Genomic DNA, 19,208 nt, shown 5'->3' with positions numbered 1-19,208 from the left:
TCTCGGCTAGCCAGTTATTCGGCAGGAGTGTCGCAAATTTCTTCAATCTAGTAAGGGTTTCATTCCTATAATCCAGTTAAAAAACATGCAGGATCATTCAGTATTCCACTAAAATCATGGTTCTAGGATGGGAGCAATCCGAACCTCCTTTTGTCGCAAACGTAACCCCCTTGGCAATCCAAAGGGGGTTTTTCATTTTAAAAGACTACCGTTTTATTTTCATGAACAATGACGCGGTCCTCCAAATGCCATTTAACGGCACGTGCCAGCACCCTGCGTTCAGCTGAACGACCGATTTTCTTCATATCCCCGGCAGAATCACGATGGTCCACCCGTTCGATATCCTGCTCGATGATTGGACCTTCATCCAAATCATTCGTCACATAATGGGAAGTCGCCCCAATCAGCTTAACACCTCTGTCATAAGCTCGTTCATAAGGCCGTGCTCCAATGAAGGCAGGTAAAAATGAATGATGGATATTGATGATCCTGTTCGGATGGGCCGCTACGAAATCCGGCGTCAATATCTGCATATACCTGGCTAAAACAATAAGGTCCACTTTGAATTCTTCCAGAAGTCCAAGCTGTTTAGTCTCCACTTCCTTACGTATATCCTTATTGGCAGGAATGTAATAAAACGGGATGCCCATCGATTCGACAATTTCCCTCGTATCTTCATGATTGCTGATGACCAGCGCAATATCAGCCAATAAATCCCCGCTTTGCCACTCCCATAGCAATTCCAGAAGGCAATGAGGTTCCTTCGAAACGAAGATTGCCGTCCTCTTCAGATCACTCACATGATTAAATGTCCATTGCATCGAGAATACTGTCGAAACTTCCTGGAATGCCAGTTGCATATCCGCTGCCTTGTCATTCAATCCTGGACAATCGAACTCGATCCTAGTGAAAAAGGTACCGCCCTCAGGATTCATCGAATACTGACTCAATTCAACAATATTTGCATCATATTCTTTAAGAAAAGCCGTAACTGTCGAAACAATTCCCGGCTGGTCCGGACATTTTATAATTAAACGGCCTCTATCTTGATTTCTTTCGCGAAATTCCTGTAACTGCTCTTGCACAAAGTTGCTCACCATTTTCCCAACTGCCCTTCTTCTATTTTGCTATATTATACTTCAATTCATGGGCAAAATTAAAGTCAGTCAACCAATTCGGGATTTTGTTGATAGACAAAATCAACATTGCCTAAAATACTCCACAGTTTTATCCCATCCCATTCATTAGATTTTCGATAGATAAATCATCAGCCTGAATTGTTTCAAATTTATCTCTAGAGCTCAATCTATCCTAAAATTCTTCTCCTATTAAATAATTTTTGTCATTTTTTCAGGAAATTACAGGTAATTTGGAAGGAAATGAAGGCAAAGGCCGAGAACCCATAGTGAAGGGGGATTATTGGATGAAATGTCGGTATGTTCTGGACAACCTTTTTGGTTTCAGTTTTATTTTCCATAGTTAATTAGGTTATTCATTGCCTCATAAGGGTATAGACCATTCTATTAGTTTTTTTAAAAGGGGGAAATGAAATTATCATGAAATCATCCGTTACATTCATTGTATCCATTCTGGCTGTTCTTGGTCTTCTGTCCGGCTGTGCCGAAAAGGACCAGCTGGAGGACGGGAGTAAGCTGATCAATGAGGACCAGTTTGTTTTCGCTGCCTCAGGTGAATTCAAGCCATTCAGTTATGTCAATGATGACATGACCGTAACCGGATTCGATATTGAAGTTGGCGATGCAATTGCAAAGGAACTCGACCTAGAACCTGTGCCTAAACGGATAAAGTTCAAAGGTATCGTGGAAGGTGTTAAAACCGGTCGGGCAGATGCTGCGGTTGCCAGTCATACAATCAATGAACAAAGAAGTAAACATGTTGCCTTCTCGACCCCTTATTACTATTCAGGTCCTCAAATTTTCGTCCGCCCAGATAGTGATATTAAAACGGTTGAAGATTTAAAGGGTAAGGAAGTTGCGGCTTCTAAAGGCTCCACGTACGCAACGACGGCAGAAAAATATACAACCAATGTAAAAACCTATGACAGTGATATCACCGCCCTGAAGGCATTGAGCGGAGGGCGTCATGATGCCGTCATCACCGACTTCGTAACCGGTAAGGAAGCGACCAAGGAAGGTTTCGACATCGAAGGAAGGCAATTGATCGAACGGAGCGAGCAGGCCATCGTACTGCCTGACGACAACCCTCAGCTGCTTGCACGCATCAACGAAGCTCTTGAAAACCTCCGTGAAGATGGAACGCTTGCTGAAATCAGCAAAAAGTATTTTGGTGAAGACATCACAACTAAGCCTGAATAAAGATTGATAGAAAGGGAGTCATTACATTGCCAAGTTTTTCACATTTTTTTGATACATTATTTAGCTCCTCGGACGTATTCATCCGGGCCATGCTCCTCACATTGGAACTGACGGTAGTCTCCATATTGGTGGGTATCGTCATCGGTTTGCTATTTGCACTTTTAAAAATATCCAATATAAAAATTCTTGCATGGATTTCAGATACATATGTATTCCTGGTACGGGGAACGCCTTTAATCGTACAGATATTCATACTCTATTTCGGTATCAGCAATCTCTTCTTGCTGCCGGACTTCTGGGCGGCGTCACTTGCCCTGGCTTTCCATAATGGAGCTTATATCTCAGAGATTTTACGTGGTACGATTCAATCCATCGACAAAGGCCAAATGGAGGCCGGACGCTCCCTTGGCATGAGCAATTCGCTCACCTTAAGGAGAATCATCTTGCCTCAAGCCTTCCGCCGCGCATTGCCGCCGCTTGGCAACCAATTCATCATCGGACTGAAGGATTCATCACTGGCGGCCTTCATATCCATGAATGAGCTGTTTAATGTAGCCACTACGTTGGGCTCGAATAATTTCGATGAAATGACTTATTTATTGATTGTAGCCGTCTACTACTTGATTCTAGTGGCTTTCCTGACCATTATCGTCAATTTATTCGAAAAGAAACTGTCCATCAGTGATCGATAGGGGGAATTGAAATGGAACAAAAAGAAATGATTCGCATTAGGAATTTAAATAAATCGTATGGAAACCTGCATGTACTTAAAGATATCGATATGAAGGTACTCGATAGCGATGTTGTCTGTCTGATCGGACCAAGCGGTTCCGGAAAAAGCACCCTGCTCCGCTGTTTGAATTATTTAGAGAAGAAAGACAGCGGCCAAATCCTCATTGAAGGAACGGAAATCAATCCTGGTACCCATGATATTAATAAAATCCGCGAGAAAGTCGGAATGGTATTTCAGCATTTCTACCTCTTTCCTCATATGACCGTACTGGAAAATGTGATCGAAGCACCGACACACGTCAAAAAAGTCCCTAAGGCCCAAGCGATTGAAGAAGCAAAGGCATTGCTTGCCAAAGTCGGTTTATCAGATAAAGCGGATGTCTATCCAAGCAAGCTCTCAGGCGGGCAGAAACAGCGTGTTGCCATCGCCCGCGCCCTTGCCATGAAACCTGATATCCTGCTCTTTGATGAGCCCACCTCGGCTCTGGATCCCGAACTTGTCGGTGAAGTTCTTGCCACGATGAAGGAGCTTGCCTTGGAAGGGATGACAATGGTAGTCGTTACACATGAAATGAGCTTTGCACGTGAGGTCGGGGATTGGATTGTCTTCATGCATAATGGGAGGGTTGTCGAAAGCGGACCGCCAAAAGAATTCTTCACCCATCCAAAAGAAGAACGTACAAAAGAATTTTTGCAAACGACAGTCTTTTAATTTTAATTCTAAGTCCTGTCTGCTAGCGCGATTATAAGCAATACAGGCGTGAATCCCTGTATTGCTTTTTTTAGATGAAAAAGGTTTAATTTGTTTCTTTAATGTCCAGTTAGGTCGTTCCCTAAATTACATGATTAAAGTTTCAGGGATATTTCCGCTCGGATTGTACAAACTAAATACTTGATGAATTGTTTCAGATAAACCGTGATTCCGGCTCGAACATGGAAAAATATCTGTATTTATGGTATATATACAGGTAAAATTAAAAGAAGTATATAAATGAAAGAGGTCGAATTCAGTTGGAAAATAACTCTTCGAATTTTATTAAAAATATTATAAAAGATGACCTAGAGTCCGGAAAACATGATCATGTCATCACCCGCTTCCCTCCTGAGCCGAACGGATATTTACATATCGGGCATGCCAAATCAATCATTTTGAATTTTGGGGTGGCTGATGATTTCAATGGGAAAACCAACCTTCGTTTCGATGATACGAATCCATTGAAAGAGGATATTGAGTTTGTAAACTCCATTAAGGAAGATGTAAAATGGCTCGGCTACGACTGGGATAACCTTTTCTTCGCTTCCGACTATTTTGATGAAATGTATAAAAGAGCTGTGCTGCTCATCAACAAAGGACTGGCATATGTGGACGACCTTAATGCCGACCAAATCCGTGAATATCGCGGAACGCTGACAGAACCAGGGAAAGACAGCCCCTACCGCAATAGAACCGTTGAGGAAAATCTTGAACTATTTGAAAAGATGCGCAGCGGCGAATTTGAAAACGGCGCAAAAGTATTGCGTGCAAAAATCGATATGAGCTCACCCAACATTAATTTGCGTGATCCCGTCATATACCGTATCTCCCATACTGAACACCATAATACCGGCAACAAATGGTGCATCTACCCAATGTATGCCTTTGCCCACCCGATTGAAGATGCCATCGAGGGAGTCACACACTCCATTTGTACGCTTGAGTTCGAAGATCAACGCCCTCTTTATGACTGGATCGTTGAGAATTGTGAAATGGAAAGCAAACCAAAGCAATATGAATTTGGCCGTCTTAACCTGACCAATACAGTAATGAGCAAGCGAAAACTGAAGCAGCTTGTCGATGAGGGCTTCGTGGACGGCTGGGACGACCCTCGGATGCCTACCGTTTCAGGCTTGCGGAGACGCGGGTATACACCCGAAGCGATTCGTGCATTCTGCCAAGAGATAGGTGTCGCCAAAACAAGCGGTATCGTAGACTCTCAAATGCTTGATCATTTCGTGCGGGAAGACTTAAAGCTGAAGGCTCCACGGACTATGGCCATCCTGAACCCCCTTAAAGTGGTCATCACCAACTATCCGGAAGGCGAGATAGAGTGGCTGGATGCTGAGGTCAATCCGGAAGTACCGGAAATGGGTACACGCCAAATCCCGTTTTCACGTGAAATATATATCGAACAGGACGATTTCATGGAAAACCCGCCGAAAAAGTATTTCCGACTTTTCCCGGGCAATGAAGTCCGTTTGAAACATGCTTATTTCATTAAATGTGAAGAAGTGATAAAGGACGACGCCGGTAATGTCATTGAACTTCGCTGCACATACGATATTGAAACGAAAAGCGGATCGGGCTTCACTGGCCGTAAAGTAAAAGGTACATTGCACTGGGTCGAAGCTTCACAAGCGGTTTCAGCAGAATTCCGCAACTTTCAGCCGTTAATCTTGGATAAGGAAAATGATGAAGAGGAAGAAAAATCATTCCTGGACCGGGTAAACCCTGATTCTATCGAAATTCTACAAGGATTTGTCGAGCCTAACATGAAAGATGCTAAACCTCAGGATAAATTCCAATTCTTCAGGCATGGCTATTATAATGTTGATTCAAAACTTACTGCGGCCGATCACTTGGTCTTCAACCAAATCGTCGGGTTGAAAAGTTCATTCAAGTTATAGAATCACGAAAAAGAACCAGATTCCTAGCGGATCTGGTTTTTTTCATTTACTGCACCCTTATATCATTTTTTCTCGTATAGCTTGATCCCTTGCTTGGAAAGGGCTTGTTTAAGAGTACTATGTGTCGAAACCTGACTAAAATCAAGGCCTAACTGAATCGATGTCTGGGCCACTTCAGGTCGAATCCCGGAAATGGTCGATTGAATGCCTAACAGGTTCAGGGTACTTATCAATTGATAGATTTGTTGGGCAACCATCGTATCCAAAAGGGAGACTCCCGATAAATCGATGAATAAGTGGGTGATATTTTCACTAATGCATTTGCTTGGAGTCCCATTCAAAATTTCCTTTGCCCGATAGGTATCGATTTCACCGATTAACGGCAATACCGCAATGGCATCAACAATGGGAATGACAGGTGCGCCCAGTTCATTAATCAGCTCCTGTTGAGCTGACAAACGTTGTTTTGTCAAAAGGTAATACTGCTCGGTGAACTCACGGTTCAATTGATCGAAGGCATGATTAATAAGCCGGCTCCACCGGATGATTATTTCTTTCGTTATCTTCGTATCCATGAGCATATAATCAGTGATGAATGCCCAATATGTTTCACGCACCTTATTAAGCGCTTCCAACACTTCGTAAATGGGGGTGTCCGATTCAACCCTGCTCTTCGCGACAAGTGTGGCCCACTCCTCCATCGTTTCAATAAAAGCAGTTTTATCTTCAAGTAGAGCACTTGTCACTGATAGTCAAAGTATTCTGTTCCCTAAGCAGCTTTTCGATTTCCTCATTAGAATCTATTGAATAGATGGACCCAGACTGCTTTTCCCTTAAAGCCAGCCAATTTTCCGTAATCTTCGGCGAGTTATCAAGAATATATCGATATAAATTTTCATCTATTTTATCCATTTGTGTTCCCCTATCTCCCTAGTTATTTCATTTTGAATAGTATTAATAAATCTCCATATCCCGCTTTCTCCATTTCATTTCTGGGGATGAATCGAAGGGCCGCAGAGTTTATGCAATATCTCGTGCCTTTAGGACTTGGGCCATCGGGAAAAACATGTCCAAGGTGTGAATCGGCATCCCTGCTGCGCACCTCGGTCCGGGTCATTCGGTGGCTGAGGTCCATTTTTTCATTGACGCTTGCCGACATGATGGGCTTCGTGAAGCTTGGCCACCCACAACCGCTATTATATTTATCCCGCGAACTGAATAGGGGCTCCCCGGAAACGACATCCACATAAATGCCTTCTTCAAAGTGATCCCAATAGGCATTATCGAAAGGCGGCTCCGTGCCATTTTCCTGGGTGACATGAAACTGGCTCTCCGTTAAGGTCTTTCTAAGGTGTGCATGATCCTTAGGCCAATTTTCTTTAATGAAAGCATCCCGGCCTGAGCCTTTACGGTACAATGCATAGCGAAATTGATTTTTCCGATAGAATTCTTGATGATACTCCTCAGCGGCGTAAAATTGCCCCGAGGGTAGAATACCCGTAACAATAGGTTTCTTAAACCGCCCGCTCATCATTAAATCTTCCTTCGATTGTTCTGCTTCCCGTTTCTGACGTTCATTAAGATAGAAAATGGCTGCCTTATATTGCTTTCCCCTATCCGAGAACTGTCCATCGTCATCCGTAGGATCGATTTGCTGCCAGAATATCTCTAATAACGTTTTATAGGAAATGATTGATGGGTCGAATACCACTTGAACCGCTTCGACATGATCAGTCGCACCGGTAATCACTTGTTTATAACTTGGAGCGGCAAATTCACCGCCTGTATAACCTGATGTCACTGAAATGATACCATCCATTTCATCAAAGGGAGCAACCATGCACCAAAAGCAGCCTCCTGCAAAGATAGCTGTTTCTTTTCCATCCATCGTCATCCTAAAACTCCCCTTTCACGCCTGTCATTTTATGTATTATATACCAGCAAGCCAAGCACCTTCAAATTCAAAAATTCTACCTTTGCGTAACAAACATAAAAGAGGCACTTAGGAGTAAACCCAAGTGCCCTTTTATGTTAAATCCGTTATTTAAAGTATCACACTTACAATGATCGCTGATAGGATGCTGACAAGAGTCGCACCATATAGCAGCTTCAAACCAAAACGGGCTACAACATTCCCCTGTTTTTCATGAAGTCCTTTGACTGCACCGGCAATGATACCAATTGATGAGAAATTGGCGAAGGAAACCAAGAAAACCGAAACGATCCCTATCGTCCTTTCGCTCAAGGCAGCTGATGCTTCCCCTAAGCTCAGCATGGCAACGAATTCATTGGTTACCAGTTTCGTCGCCATGATTCCGCCAGCAGTCACGGTTTCTGAAATCGGTATACCCATGATAAACGCAAACGGTGCAAAGATATACCCCATGATGTCTTGGAAGCTGATACCGAAAATCATGTCGAATATACTGTTGATCCCGGCGATTAAAGCAACGAAACCAATTAACATCGCCGCTACAGTGATGGCAACCTTGAACCCATCCATTATATATTCCCCAAGCATTTCGAAGAAAGACTGCTTCTCTGCCCCTTCTTCAACAGGGAGAATATCCTCTGCATCCGTTACTGTATAAGGGTTGATAATGGATGCGATGATAAATCCACCAAACATGTTAATAACAATGGCCGTCACAACGTACTTTGGTTCAATCATTGTCATATAAGCACCGACAATCGACATCGATACAGTTGACATGGCTGATGCACAAAGCGTATACATCCGAGATGGCGGAATGGCACCGAGTTGTTTTTTCAAGGTTATGAAAACCTCGGATTGGCCTACTATTGCTGATGCAACCGCATTGTAAGATTCCAATTTACCCATCCCATTCACCTTACTTAGAACGAATCCAATCCACTTCATGATGAACGGAAGGATCTTGAAGTGCTGTAAAATCCCGATTAATGCGGAGATGAATACGATAGGAAGAAGGACATTTAAAAAGAAGGGCGATGCTCCTTCGTTTACAATCCCGCCAAATACAAAGGTGATCCCTTCATTTGCCCATTCCAAAAGTTTTCCGAAACCATCGGCAATTGAATTGATGATCACTAAGCCAAACTTCGTGTTTAATAATAAATAAGTTAAAACAAGCTGAATGACCACCATGAGGATGATCGGTTTAATTTTAACTTTCTTCCGGTCACTGCTGACTAAGATAGCTAGTCCAAAAACGATAAGCAGTCCTAAAATTGCAATCAGAAATTTCATATATTCTGCCTCCACTAAGGGTGAATTTAAGGTTCGTGCATTAATAGTAGGATACCCTCAAATAATTTATGCAAACGTTTTCTCTTTCATCCAAAATACATGTACGTACCTCTCCAGAAGTCTATATTAAACTAATATTTTTTTTAGTGCAATTATTATTTCCCTTTTTAAAATAACAATTAGTGACAATAATGGGTTCCGTGAATAAAAAAAGAAGGCTCCCCTTCGAAAGGAACCTTCTCTTGCCTCAAATAATATCCACTATTCAGGCAGCTGTTTTTCTTGTAATCACCGTTGTCGCTAATCCTGCCCCTCCAATTACAAAGATGATGATGGATGCGGCCAAGCCACCTGCCCCTTGATAAAAGTCGATGAATTTCCCAGCAAAAGAGTCTCTGCCTTGGAAACCGCCGCCGCTTGGCATTTCTCCTGGAGTCCCGGAACCATTAGGCCCCCCTTGTGGAGTGCCCTGCGCATCATTAGTTGCCGTTTCCGTCGATGAATCATCTGTCGCCGTACTGCTATTAGCCGATTTTTCCGTATCATCCGAATCTGTTGTATTGCTGCGGTCGGCAGGCTGACCCATCACCGCCTGTCGATTCATTGGCTCATTGCCGCTGCCATCCACATACATCATGATCCCGATGACTGCTTGGACCATTAAGAGGACCGAAACCAATATTCCAACCAAAAAGTGTAACCTACCAAGTCTTTTCATCAATGATTCTCCTCCGAAAATAAATGTATTTATAAGATGATTATCTAAAAAGACCCTTAATTTTTCCTTAAGCAGCAAGGAAGAAAGTAAGGGTCTTTTTCATATTGGCTGGCAGCTAGTTTTTCCTTTGATTTCTCGGAAAAGTGATTTCAAAACGGGTCCGTTCATTCTGCTCACTTGTAACCTTGATGTTCCCTTGATGTGTGTTTACAATCCATTTGGCTATGGATAGTCCTAAGCCAGAGCCTTCATTTGCCGAACGGGATTGCTCCACTTGGTAAAAACGGTTAAAAATCAAGGGGAGTTCTTCCTGTGGAATGCCTATTCCATTATCTTCTACAGTAAGTATGATGGATGAAGCATTCTTGATGCAGGATAGGGAAATTTCCCCGCCTTCCTCGGTGAATTTCATGGCATTATCCACCAAGATCACCAATAGCTGATGAATTCTCTCTTTATCCCCATGAAACACTACCTGTCCGGGAGCATGGCTAATGATTGATTTCTCTTGAAAAGATGCTATATCCGTATACTGTTCCACGATATCCATAAGTAGGTCATCAAGGAAAAAGTTCGATTTCTTAACCTCCATTTGATTCGAATCGGTTCTGGTCAAGGTTAAAAGTCCGTTAACAAGCTTATTCAATCGGCGGACTTCTTTCGAAATGATGGATATATCAACGGCTTTTTCCTCGATTGTCGCGTTAGGTGATTGAAACAGCAAATCAGCCCGCGATTGAATAACAGCAAGCGGCGTTCGAATTTCATGCGAAGCATCCGAGACAAACTGCTGCTGCTGATCCCAGGATTTCTTGACCGGGATCAAGGCCCGTCCTGCCAGAAGATAGCCAGCGCCCACCGCCACGAGACTTCCAATTCCTCCACCAACAAACAATATGAGCAGCAAGCGATCGAGCATTTCCTTTTCTGTATCCACATTCCTGATGAATTGTACGGCCATCTGTCCATACCCCGTATCGACCTGGGTGGAAAGGGCCCGATACGTGTATCCATTCACTGATATTTCTTCAATGTCATCAAAAGTTTTAGGGAAAAATTTTTGTTCATTGACCTTAAAAAAATTATCTACACTCAGTCTTGGCTCAATGATCGTATCATCCGGTCCCCAAACGATGACGCTTGGCCCCGGTCCTAAGAGAAACTCACCTTGCGGACGTCCGCCTGGCATGCCGCCATTATTGAAATCCCGGTAATCCTTTATAAGTGAATCATTGACATCCTTATAGATCTGGTCTTCCGTATAGAAATAAATCGTTCTGCTTAATATGGCTATTAAGACAATAAAGACGATAGAATTCAATATTGTTAGTTGAAGCCTTGTTTTTTGGAACATAATGATCCCCTTATGGTTGTTTTAGCATATAACCAATACCCCGAACGGTTTGAATATCTTTATGATAATTGAAAGGTTCCAATTTTTTTCTAAGGTGATGGATGAACACTTCCACAATGGCAATCGTCGTATCTGAATCAAACCCCCAAATGCGGTCGAAAATCTGCTCACGGGTCAATATTTTCCCATTATTTTGAATCAGGTATTCCAGTAATTCAAACTGTTTCAAGGTCATTTTAATGACCTTTCCATCAACCAAAATATCCTTTTCTTTTTCCAACAGTTCAATATTACGGTATTTCACATGCTGTTCTAGCGAAATAATGCCACTCCTTCGAAGCAGGGCACGAATCCTGGCCTTAAGTTCCGGTGCCTGAAACGGCTTGACCAAATAATCATCGCCACCCATTTCCAACCCTTTGACACGATCCTCAAGTGCATCTTTTGCCGTCAAAAACAAGACACTTGTATCTATTTTTGCTTCCCTGATTTTCCGTACGATTTCAAATCCATCGATTCCCGGAAGCATTACATCCAAAATGATGATATCGTAAATACTTTGTTGAGCCATGAATAGCCCATCTTCCCCATTATCCGCTGTATCGACTTCATATTCATCCGTCAAAATCTGTCGGATCGACTCTAATAATGAAACATTATCTTCTACCACCAAAACCTTCATTCAGGGTACCTCCCAACCGCCTCAATTGTGATATATGTTGATTTTATCCTTTTTCATATGCAAAAGAAAGCGGGCTTTTAATGCCTGCTTTCTTTCAAAATGGTATGTTCATTCGTGACGCAGTGCCTGGATTGGATTTAATTTGGATGCCTTATTGGCAGGAAATACACCAAACATTATCCCGATTAAAATGGAGAATAAAAAGGCAAACAATGTCACCGTCCATGAATAACTAATCGTTAAACTTGAAAAAGCTGAAATCAATTTTGCGATTCCCAAGCCAATTCCAACTCCCAACAGTCCCCCAAAGCAGCTCAGGACCATCGCTTCAATTAAAAACTGAAGAAGAATCGATTTCCGATTTGCCCCAATTGCTTTTCTAATCCCGATTTCCTTTGTCCTCTCCGAGACGGAAACCAACATGATATTCATGATCCCGATTCCGCCTACCAGTAACGAAATACTGGCAATACCGCCAAGCATGAGTGTGAACGTGTCCGATACAGAGCTCATTGTATCCATCAGATCTTCTTGATTGGAAACCGAGTAGTTATCACTCTGTTCTGGGAATGATGTGGTCATCGCACCTTGTACCTGGTACATTGCCCTATCCATGATATTCTCGTTCTCCGCTTTTAAATAGACGGTTCCGATTGTCGTGCTGCCTGTAGCCCTTTCGACAGTGGTGATAGGTGCAATGATGACATCATCCCCGCTCGATCCCATTGAGGTGCCTACCGATTTCAGGACACCGATCACGCGATAGGAAACACCGCCGATAAGCACGTTCTGGTCCACGGCTTTTTGATTTTCAAAAAGCGTGGTGGCTGTATCCGACCCCAGGACAACGACCTTGGAGCGTAATTCCGTTTCCATATCCGTCAAAAACCGGCCTTGACTGAGCTCTAGATCCCTAACTGATAAGTAGGATGAAGTTGCACCGGTCATTGAAACCTGCACCGTAGCTTCTCCGTTCTTGGCATAAACGCGTCCAGTGACCACAGGCGCCACTTCCGATATCCCGCTCAGCTCTTTAAACTGTTCAATTGTATCATCCGTCAGCTCCACGGAGTCGGTATCCGTGACACTTACCGTTATCAGGTTCGTTCCCAGGCTATTGATCTCATCCTGAACGGACTGTGAGGAACCCTTCCCAATCGAAACCAGGACGATTACGGAGGCAACTCCAATTATGATCCCAAGCATGGTTAAAAATGCTCTGACTTTATTGGTTTTGATACTGCGTATAGCCATCTTCATTGATTCGCTCAGGTTCAATCCAATCACCTCCGTTTTCAAATAGCTGACCATCCTGTATCCGGACGACACGAGTCGCTTCCTTAGCCACTTCCAAGTCATGGGTTATAAGAATGATTGTTTGTCCCTTTCCGTTCAATTCTTTCAGCATCTGCAGCACTTCTTTACTCGTTTTACTATCAAGCGCCCCCGTCGGCTCATCCGCCAATAAAACGGGAGGATTACCGGCAAGTGCCCTTGCAATCGCAACTCTTTGCTGCTGTCCACCCGACAGTTGGGTAGGCAGATGATTCTTCCGGTCACCAAGGCCCACCATATCAAGGCACGCATTGGCCACTTCTCTTCTTTCCCTCACGCCTGCCCCTCTATAAACCAGGGGAAGTTCGACATTCTCCAATGCTGTCAGTTTTGCCAACAGGTTGAAATTTTGAAAGATGAATCCTATTTTAATATTACGGATGGCAGCTAACTCATTATCCTTCATCTTCTCCACTTCTTTACCATCAAGAAGATATTCACCTATGTCAGGCTTGTCAAGGCAGCCAATCATATTCATGAACGTCGATTTCCCTGACCCAGAAGGACCGATAATCGAAATGAAATCGCCTTTATCGATTGTAAGACAGACATCCTGAAGTGCCTTGACCGTTTCACCGCCTAATTCATAAGACTTGGACATGTTCTTAATTTTTATGATGGGTTTCGCCATTTTACTGACCTCCCTTTCCACTCGGCATTCCGCCACCGTTTGGCATCCCGCCGCTTGGCATTCCGCTGCCGCTCTGCATTCTTACCTCGCCTCCTTGGCCTCCCCTCATTCCTTCGACGCCGCTGCCAGTGGAGCTTTCATTGATGGTGATAGGCAAGGAAACAAACTGTCCCTCTTCAAGTCCTGAAGTTATTTCAATATACCTATCGTTGCTGATTCCAGTCTCAACCACTTTCTTTGTACTGGCAGCTCCTTCAGTTGTATCGGATTGTTGTATATTCACATATTTCTCTTCCCCGTCGATTTGGACTGCTTCAATCGGAACATATAAAGCATCCTTTACACTAGTCGTCAAAATGCTCACCTCAGTCGACATCCCAATTTTTATATCGCCGGGTTTGTCAATTTTGATAGTGACATCGAATGAAGAAACTCCATTCTCATATGTACCTTCCTTTGCTACACTGGTCACTTCCCCCGTAAACGTTTCATCTTCAAAAGCACTGGCTTTAATTTCAACCGTTTGTCCTTTTTTAACACTTGGAACATCCAATTCATCAACACTGATCGTGGTTTTCAATTTTTTATAATCCGTAACATGTGCCAACACTTCACTGCTTGATACACGATCACCTTCTTCAACATCCATTGTTGTAACGGTACCATCGAATGGGGCCGTTATCGGGTCACTTCCATCCGTGAAGGTAATAAGTTCATCACCTTTCTCAACCAATTCATTCTTCTCTACCAGAACTTCGTCCACTTCACCCGTTATGGAAGATGTAATGTCCTCACTATTGATTGCGGCGACCGATCCGGAACCGCTTATTTGAACTTCAAGATCTCCCTTTTCTACTGTAGCCGTCACCGATTTCGCAATGGCAGGCTCAGCATTGTCCTTCATGAAAAACCAAACGCTCCCCCCAATCGCCAGCACTAAAACGGTACCTATCGTTATCAACTTTTTCATCACTTTTCTCCTTTCAGGTTTCCTTCGTTGAAACCAGTATCGTGAAAGAAGCTTAACTTTTCCTTAATGGTTTTGCTTGTGCGTAAAAAGAAAAAACTATGTCGAACGAAAAAAACTTTAATTCCAGCATTTGAATTTACAATATATTCTGAAAAATATATACTGATACTGTTATCGGAAAATGGTAACGAAAACAAAATCAATAATGATGAAGGGGGAACCAACTTGGCATCAAACGATTCAATCGCTAAGGAAACCGAGGTAAGCGCTTCCACGGACTACACCAAGATCGTCCAATCACAATCTTTTCAAGAACTCTTAAGGAAAAAACGCAACTTCATCGTCCCGCTATCTATCTTTTTCATGGTCTTTTATTTCACCCTACCCATACTAACTTCCTATTCTAAAGTTCTTAACTCCTATGCTTTCGGGGCAATCAGCTGGGCCTGGATTTTTGCCTTCGCCCAATTTATCATGACCTGGACATTATGCATCCTCTATTCCAGAAAAGCGGCGACATTTGACAAATTAGTAGAAAAAATCGTTAAAGAAGCGAAAGGATAAAAGGTGAATTCACAATGAATATTCTTGCTTTTATATTATTTCTTATCATTGTCGGACTAACATTGGTCATTACCTATTTTGCTTCACGGCGCACCAAAACGACCGCGGACTTTTATACGGCTGACAGCAGCCTCACTGGCTGGCAGAATGGCTGGGCCATTGCGGGAGATTATATGTCCGCCGCCTCATTTTTGGGAATAGCCGGCATGGTCGCACTCTCTGGATTTGACGGTTTTTTCTATAGCATAGGTTTTCTGGTTGCGTATCTGGTCGTTCTTTATATTGTGGCCGAACCGCTTCGTAACCTTGGCAAGTATACATTGGCGGATATGATCGCTGCCCGTTTCAATGAAAAGAAAGTACGCGGGGTTGCTGCCCTTAACACCATTTCGATTTCAACCTTTTATATGATCGCCCAATTAGTCGGTGCAGGTGCCCTTATAAAGCTCTTACTTGGAATTGATTATCTTTACTCCGTCATCATTGTAGGTGTTTTAATGACCGTATACGTCGTTTTCGGCGGTATGACGGCCACCAGTTGGGTCCAAATCGTTAAAGCCGTTTTATTGATGGCAGGAACATTCATCATCTCCATCATCGTGTTGGCGAAATTTGACTTTAGCGTGATCGAGATGTTCAGGCAGATGAAAACAGCCACTCCTTTGGGCGGGGATTTCCTTAACCCCGGTAACAAATTTAAGGATCCTTTGGATACTTTATCCCTTAATTTAGCGCTTGTACTCGGTACGGCTGGACTACCTCACATTCTTATCCGTTTCTTTACGGTGAAAGACGCCATCACAGCCCGAAAGTCAGTAGTATATGCCACTTGGATCATTGGCATCTTTTATATAATGACCATTTTCCTCGGCTTTGGAGCGGCAGCCTTTGTCGGTTACGACAAAATAATAGCCGCGAATGCGGCCGGAAATATGGCTGCTCCGCTGCTTGCCGAAGCCATTGGGGGCGACTTCCTGTTCGCCTTTGTCTCTGCAGTTGCTTTCGCTACCATTTTAGCGGTTGTCGCAGGTCTCGTTCTATCGGCAGCATCTGCTTTTGCCCATGACTTCTATGGCCACATCATCCGGAAAGGTCAAGCCACCGACAAAGAACAAGTCGTTGCTGCCCGTTGGGCATCCATCGGAGTATCCATCCTTTCCATCATCCTGGCCTTATTTGCCCAAAACATGAATGTCGCCTTCCTTGTTTCACTTGCCTTTGCCGTCGCTGCCAGTGCCAATCTGCCCATCATTGTCTTCACGGTATTCTGGAAGCGTTTTAACACGGCTGGGGCTGTAACGGGCATGTTAGTTGGACTGGTCAGTTCTTTATTGCTTGTATTCCTAAGTCCCAATGTCTGGTCACCAGTGGAGGGAGCGGCAATATTCGTTGGGGAACCATTATTCCCACTTGCCAACCCAGGCATCATCTCCATCCCGATTGGTTTTATCGCAGCCATCGCCGGAACACTTCTGTCAAGCAAAAAAGCTGATGCCAAAAAATTCGACGAAATTTTGGTTACTGCCAACACTGGGATGAAAGATCCTATATAAACTAGATTCATTATTATTTTAAAATATTAAAAAGAGAAAGGAGAGCAGGCTTCGGCCTGCTCTCCTTTCTCTTTTTTCAGAACATATTCATCAGGAAGATTCCCGCTAACTTCTCAATCTTACCTTCCTTCTATTGTACTTAGTTACTAACTGGTTCATGACTTCGGCAAAGATCAGCCCCATCGCAATGGCACCAGCCAGCATGAAAACCTTGGCTGCCAGCTGAACGGCGACATAAAAATCATTTCCGACAAAATGCTTCATCGCATCATACGACAAACCTCCAGGCACGAGGGGGATGATTCCCGATACATTGAAAATCGTGATCGGCCTTTTATACCTTTTAGCAAAATACTGGCTGATGACCGCAACGATAAATGCAGACGCTAATGTTGCAATGATGCTGTTTATCTCATTTTCAACCAGAGCAAAGTATAAGATCCACCCCAACATCCCTACGAAACCACATTGAAACAATGAATTTTTTGGTACATTGAAGATGACTCCAAAGGCGGCTGAGGCAATGAAACTTGTAATAAGCTGTGCAACCATCATTCTTCCTCCCCTAAAATCATAAGAAAACAAACGCGGCCGATATTCCTGCCCCAATGGCTAAAGCAGTCAAACCTGCATCCGCACCCTTGGATAGACCCGAAACCAAATGCCCTGCAATTAAATCCCTGGCTGCATTCGTAATTAACAGCCCTGGCACAAGCGGCATCACCGCTCCAATGATTATCGTATCCAAATGACTTCCAACACCAATCTGGACAAAGAGCAAAGCTACTAATCCTACGACTAAAGAGGCGATGAACTCAGCAAAAAAACGGACTTCCAGTAACCAGTGCAAATAAAGCAGGCATGAGAACCCCATTGCTCCAGCTATACAGGACCAGATGAAATCACTCCACTGTCCTTGGAACATGATTAAAAAGCAGCCGCTCGCTATAAATGCAGCAAAGACCTGCACCCACATTGGATACCCCATCCCGGCCTTTTCGATTTGTTTTAACCGTAAATATGCTTCCTCCGGTGTCATTTCCTTGCTGGAAATGCTTCGGGATATACTATTAACCAGCGTCACCTTATGTAAATCTGTAGATCGTTGGGAAACCCGGATCAATTTTGACGCTGGGTGCATGCCATCCAGCGAAAAAATAATTCCAGTAGGGGTCGAAAAACTGTGTGATTCACCGCACCCAAACGCTGCAGCGATCCTAACCATCGTATCTTCCACCCTTGATGTTTCCGCTCCGTTCTGAAGCATGATTTTTCCCGCAAGTAAACATACATCTATAATTTCATTGTATGGTAAACGATCATCCATTTTATCCTCACCATCACTTCCTGCATGAGTTTCTCTCAATAACAGATAAACGATCACACCAATTTAAATCCACCTCATAATAGCCCAATTCCTGTGAAAAGGATATAAAAATATTACCCATTTAATTTAACAATTCCATTAACCCTGCACCAATGACGTCCTTAGTACCAGTATTCCCCTTATTTCTTGCCGAAACCGTTTAATTAACAGAAAAATTTGATTTATAACCATGAATAAAAGGAATGCGGGCACGAACCCTGCATCCCTTTTCCCTATCCTGTACGACTATACACCCTTTTGAATGAAGCCATTCACGGTTTCATTAAACAACTCGCTTTCTTCCATGAACGGACAATGGCAACTATCTTCAAAGATTACTAGTTTGGAATTCGGAATGTTTTCATGCAAATGTTCCCCAGCTGCTACAGGAATGACTTTTTCATGTCTTCCAAAACAGAGAAGTGTGGGTACATTGATTGCCGGCAAGAAGGAACGATAGTCCACAATCGATTGGTCAAATAGAATGCTGCCAGCAATGGATTCCGGCATTTTGGTCACTTCCCCAAGCATCCAGCCTGCATCCTCTGCAGATAATTCATTGTTGAACATGGAAGTAAGGAATTTTTGCAAAAATGGGGTACGATTCGTTTGAATTTCTGTCATGAAGGCAATCAACGTTTCCATATCAAATGCACCGATATGAAAATCGGGCCACTTAAAATCAGAGGCCAATTCATCCACGATCACAGTTGAATGAATATTTCCCTCACCGAATTGCTTAAGATAATCCCAAACGACAAATGCCCCCATCGACCAGCCTACAAGTATGACATCCTTTAATCCCAGTTCACCTATGAACGCATGAAGATCTTTTGCATAAACGGATACCGTATTTCCATAATGTACATGATTTGACTGGCCATGACTTCTTAAATCAAGCAATATCGTTCTATATTTTTCTGAAAAGTACGGCAGCTGCCTTTTAAAGAACCGGCTGCTCATCCACACACCATGGATAAAGATAATCGGTCTCCCCTGGCCCTTTTCCTCATAAAACAACCGAACGCCTTCTTCCACCTCAACAAATGCCATTCTATCCCTCCTTCTCGATAT

At 43.2% G+C, this 19,208-nt stretch carries 18 protein-coding genes and 1 pseudogene; 6 read left to right on the top strand and 13 right to left on the bottom strand.

Annotation, left to right across the window (positions count from 1 at the left end; translation table 11 throughout):
* Positions 1-197: 197 nt before the first annotated feature.
* Positions 198-1,097: a formyltetrahydrofolate deformylase gene (gene purU, locus ADA55_RS15915; protein WP_048685691.1), complete on the bottom strand. Its 900-nt coding sequence runs from the start codon at positions 1,095-1,097 to the stop codon at positions 198-200.
* Between the two features lie 459 nt (positions 1,098-1,556).
* Here purU and ADA55_RS15910 point away from each other — a divergent pair, with 459 nt between their 5' ends.
* The 4 genes from ADA55_RS15910 (at position 1,557) to ADA55_RS15895 (ending at position 5,732) form a co-directional block, all read left to right on the top strand.
* The gene (locus ADA55_RS15910) at positions 1,557-2,336 is read left to right on the top strand and encodes a transporter substrate-binding domain-containing protein (protein WP_048685682.1); all 780 of its coding nucleotides are present in this window, start codon (positions 1,557-1,559) and stop codon (positions 2,334-2,336) included.
* A 26-nt stretch (positions 2,337-2,362) separates the two neighbouring features.
* Positions 2,363-3,028: an amino acid ABC transporter permease gene (locus ADA55_RS15905; RefSeq protein WP_048685680.1), complete on the top strand. Its 666-nt coding sequence runs from the start codon at positions 2,363-2,365 to the stop codon at positions 3,026-3,028.
* An 11-nt stretch (positions 3,029-3,039) separates the two neighbouring features.
* Positions 3,040-3,780, top strand: coding sequence for an amino acid ABC transporter ATP-binding protein (locus ADA55_RS15900; RefSeq protein ID WP_048685679.1), 741 nt, complete (start codon positions 3,040-3,042; stop codon positions 3,778-3,780).
* Positions 3,781-4,079: 299 nt separating this feature from the next.
* Positions 4,080-5,732: a glutamine--tRNA ligase/YqeY domain fusion protein gene (locus tag ADA55_RS15895; protein ID WP_048685677.1), complete on the top strand. Its 1,653-nt coding sequence runs from the start codon at positions 4,080-4,082 to the stop codon at positions 5,730-5,732.
* 62 nt (positions 5,733-5,794) lie between these two features.
* On the opposite strand, the pseudogene ADA55_RS15890 reads toward ADA55_RS15895, so the two are convergent.
* The 9 genes and pseudogenes from ADA55_RS15890 to ADA55_RS15850 all read right to left on the bottom strand — a co-directional run bounded on the left by ADA55_RS15890 (position 5,795) and on the right by ADA55_RS15850 (position 14,651).
* A pseudogene (locus ADA55_RS15890) lies at positions 5,795-6,644 on the bottom strand (STAS domain-containing protein).
* Between the two features lie 22 nt (positions 6,645-6,666).
* Positions 6,667-7,626 carry a peptide-methionine (R)-S-oxide reductase MsrB gene (gene msrB, locus ADA55_RS15885; protein WP_048685675.1) on the bottom strand — a complete coding sequence of 320 codons (960 nt, stop codon included), beginning with the start codon at positions 7,624-7,626 and terminating at the stop codon, positions 6,667-6,669.
* Between the two features lie 150 nt (positions 7,627-7,776).
* Positions 7,777-8,961, bottom strand: coding sequence for a NupC/NupG family nucleoside CNT transporter (locus ADA55_RS15880; protein WP_048685673.1), 1,185 nt, complete (start codon positions 8,959-8,961; stop codon positions 7,777-7,779).
* Positions 8,962-9,226: 265 nt separating this feature from the next.
* A complete protein-coding gene (locus tag ADA55_RS15875; protein ID WP_048685671.1) occupies positions 9,227-9,679 on the bottom strand; it encodes a hypothetical protein in 453 nt (150 codons plus the stop codon).
* A 115-nt stretch (positions 9,680-9,794) separates the two neighbouring features.
* Positions 9,795-11,033, bottom strand: coding sequence for a sensor histidine kinase (locus ADA55_RS15870; RefSeq protein WP_048685669.1), 1,239 nt, complete (start codon positions 11,031-11,033; stop codon positions 9,795-9,797).
* 10 nt (positions 11,034-11,043) lie between these two features.
* Complete coding sequence (locus ADA55_RS15865; protein WP_048685667.1) at positions 11,044-11,715, bottom strand: response regulator transcription factor; 672 nt, start codon at positions 11,713-11,715, stop codon at positions 11,044-11,046.
* A 108-nt stretch (positions 11,716-11,823) separates the two neighbouring features.
* Positions 11,824-13,014 carry an ABC transporter permease gene (locus ADA55_RS15860; protein WP_309247784.1) on the bottom strand — a complete coding sequence of 397 codons (1,191 nt, stop codon included), beginning with the start codon at positions 13,012-13,014 and terminating at the stop codon, positions 11,824-11,826.
* Positions 12,941-13,681 (bottom strand): ABC transporter ATP-binding protein, encoded by a 741-nt coding sequence (locus tag ADA55_RS15855; RefSeq protein ID WP_048685665.1) that lies wholly within the window; start codon positions 13,679-13,681, stop codon positions 12,941-12,943. The genes ADA55_RS15860 and ADA55_RS15855 overlap by 74 nt, the downstream gene beginning before the upstream one ends.
* A gap of 1 nt (position 13,682) precedes the next feature.
* Positions 13,683-14,651, bottom strand: a complete 969-nt coding sequence (locus ADA55_RS15850; protein WP_048685662.1) for an efflux RND transporter periplasmic adaptor subunit — start codon at positions 14,649-14,651, stop codon at positions 13,683-13,685.
* 243 nt (positions 14,652-14,894) lie between these two features.
* Between ADA55_RS15850 and ADA55_RS15845 the strand changes: the two genes are divergently transcribed.
* On the top strand, positions 14,895-15,215 hold the full coding sequence (locus ADA55_RS15845; RefSeq protein WP_373689814.1) for a DUF485 domain-containing protein: 321 nt from the start codon (positions 14,895-14,897) through the stop codon (positions 15,213-15,215).
* Positions 15,216-15,229: 14 nt separating this feature from the next.
* A complete protein-coding gene (locus ADA55_RS15840; protein ID WP_048685660.1) occupies positions 15,230-16,768 on the top strand; it encodes a solute symporter family protein in 1,539 nt (512 codons plus the stop codon).
* Positions 16,769-16,873: 105 nt separating this feature from the next.
* On the opposite strand, the gene ADA55_RS15835 is transcribed toward ADA55_RS15840, so the two are convergent.
* The 3 genes from ADA55_RS15835 to ADA55_RS15825 all read right to left on the bottom strand — a co-directional run bounded on the left by ADA55_RS15835 (position 16,874) and on the right by ADA55_RS15825 (position 19,187).
* A complete protein-coding gene (locus ADA55_RS15835) occupies positions 16,874-17,323 on the bottom strand; it encodes a threonine/serine exporter family protein (RefSeq protein WP_176702809.1) in 450 nt (149 codons plus the stop codon).
* Between the two features lie 16 nt (positions 17,324-17,339).
* Entirely contained in the window at positions 17,340-18,095 is a 756-nt protein-coding gene (locus tag ADA55_RS15830) for a threonine/serine exporter family protein (protein WP_048685686.1), read from the bottom strand.
* A gap of 285 nt (positions 18,096-18,380) precedes the next feature.
* Positions 18,381-19,187: an alpha/beta fold hydrolase gene (locus ADA55_RS15825; protein ID WP_048685656.1), complete on the bottom strand. Its 807-nt coding sequence runs from the start codon at positions 19,185-19,187 to the stop codon at positions 18,381-18,383.
* Positions 19,188-19,208 lie beyond the last annotated feature (21 nt).

It is taken from the genome of Bacillus sp. 220_BSPC, assembly GCF_001054655.1.
Lineage (GTDB): Bacteria > Bacillota > Bacilli > Bacillales > DSM-1321 > Peribacillus > Peribacillus frigoritolerans.
This window is presented reverse-complemented; position numbering and strand designations above follow the sequence as displayed.

What these genes read in the sequence shown, in the direction of transcription:
- ADA55_RS15870 (WP_048685669.1), bottom strand. Translation starts at nt 11,033, where the DNA reads ATGTTCCAAAAAACAAGGCTTCAACTAACAATATTGAATTCTATCGTC.
- ADA55_RS15910 (WP_048685682.1), top strand. Translation starts at nt 1,557, where the DNA reads ATGAAATCATCCGTTACATTCATTGTATCCATTCTGGCTGTTCTTGGT.
- ADA55_RS15835 (WP_176702809.1), bottom strand. Translation starts at nt 17,323, where the DNA reads ATGATGGTTGCACAGCTTATTACAAGTTTCATTGCCTCAGCCGCCTTT.
- ADA55_RS15825 (WP_048685656.1), bottom strand. Translation starts at nt 19,187, where the DNA reads ATGGCATTTGTTGAGGTGGAAGAAGGCGTTCGGTTGTTTTATGAGGAA.
- ADA55_RS15880 (WP_048685673.1), bottom strand. Translation starts at nt 8,961, where the DNA reads ATGAAATTTCTGATTGCAATTTTAGGACTGCTTATCGTTTTTGGACTA.
- ADA55_RS15850 (WP_048685662.1), bottom strand. Translation starts at nt 14,651, where the DNA reads ATGAAAAAGTTGATAACGATAGGTACCGTTTTAGTGCTGGCGATTGGG.
- ADA55_RS15840 (WP_048685660.1), top strand. Translation starts at nt 15,230, where the DNA reads ATGAATATTCTTGCTTTTATATTATTTCTTATCATTGTCGGACTAACA.
- ADA55_RS15900 (WP_048685679.1), top strand. Translation starts at nt 3,040, where the DNA reads ATGGAACAAAAAGAAATGATTCGCATTAGGAATTTAAATAAATCGTAT.
- ADA55_RS15875 (WP_048685671.1), bottom strand. Translation starts at nt 9,679, where the DNA reads ATGAAAAGACTTGGTAGGTTACACTTTTTGGTTGGAATATTGGTTTCG.
- ADA55_RS15855 (WP_048685665.1), bottom strand. Translation starts at nt 13,681, where the DNA reads ATGGCGAAACCCATCATAAAAATTAAGAACATGTCCAAGTCTTATGAA.
- ADA55_RS15830 (WP_048685686.1), bottom strand. Translation starts at nt 18,095, where the DNA reads ATGGATGATCGTTTACCATACAATGAAATTATAGATGTATGTTTACTT.
- msrB (WP_048685675.1), bottom strand. Translation starts at nt 7,626, where the DNA reads ATGACGATGGATGGAAAAGAAACAGCTATCTTTGCAGGAGGCTGCTTT.
- ADA55_RS15865 (WP_048685667.1), bottom strand. Translation starts at nt 11,715, where the DNA reads ATGAAGGTTTTGGTGGTAGAAGATAATGTTTCATTATTAGAGTCGATC.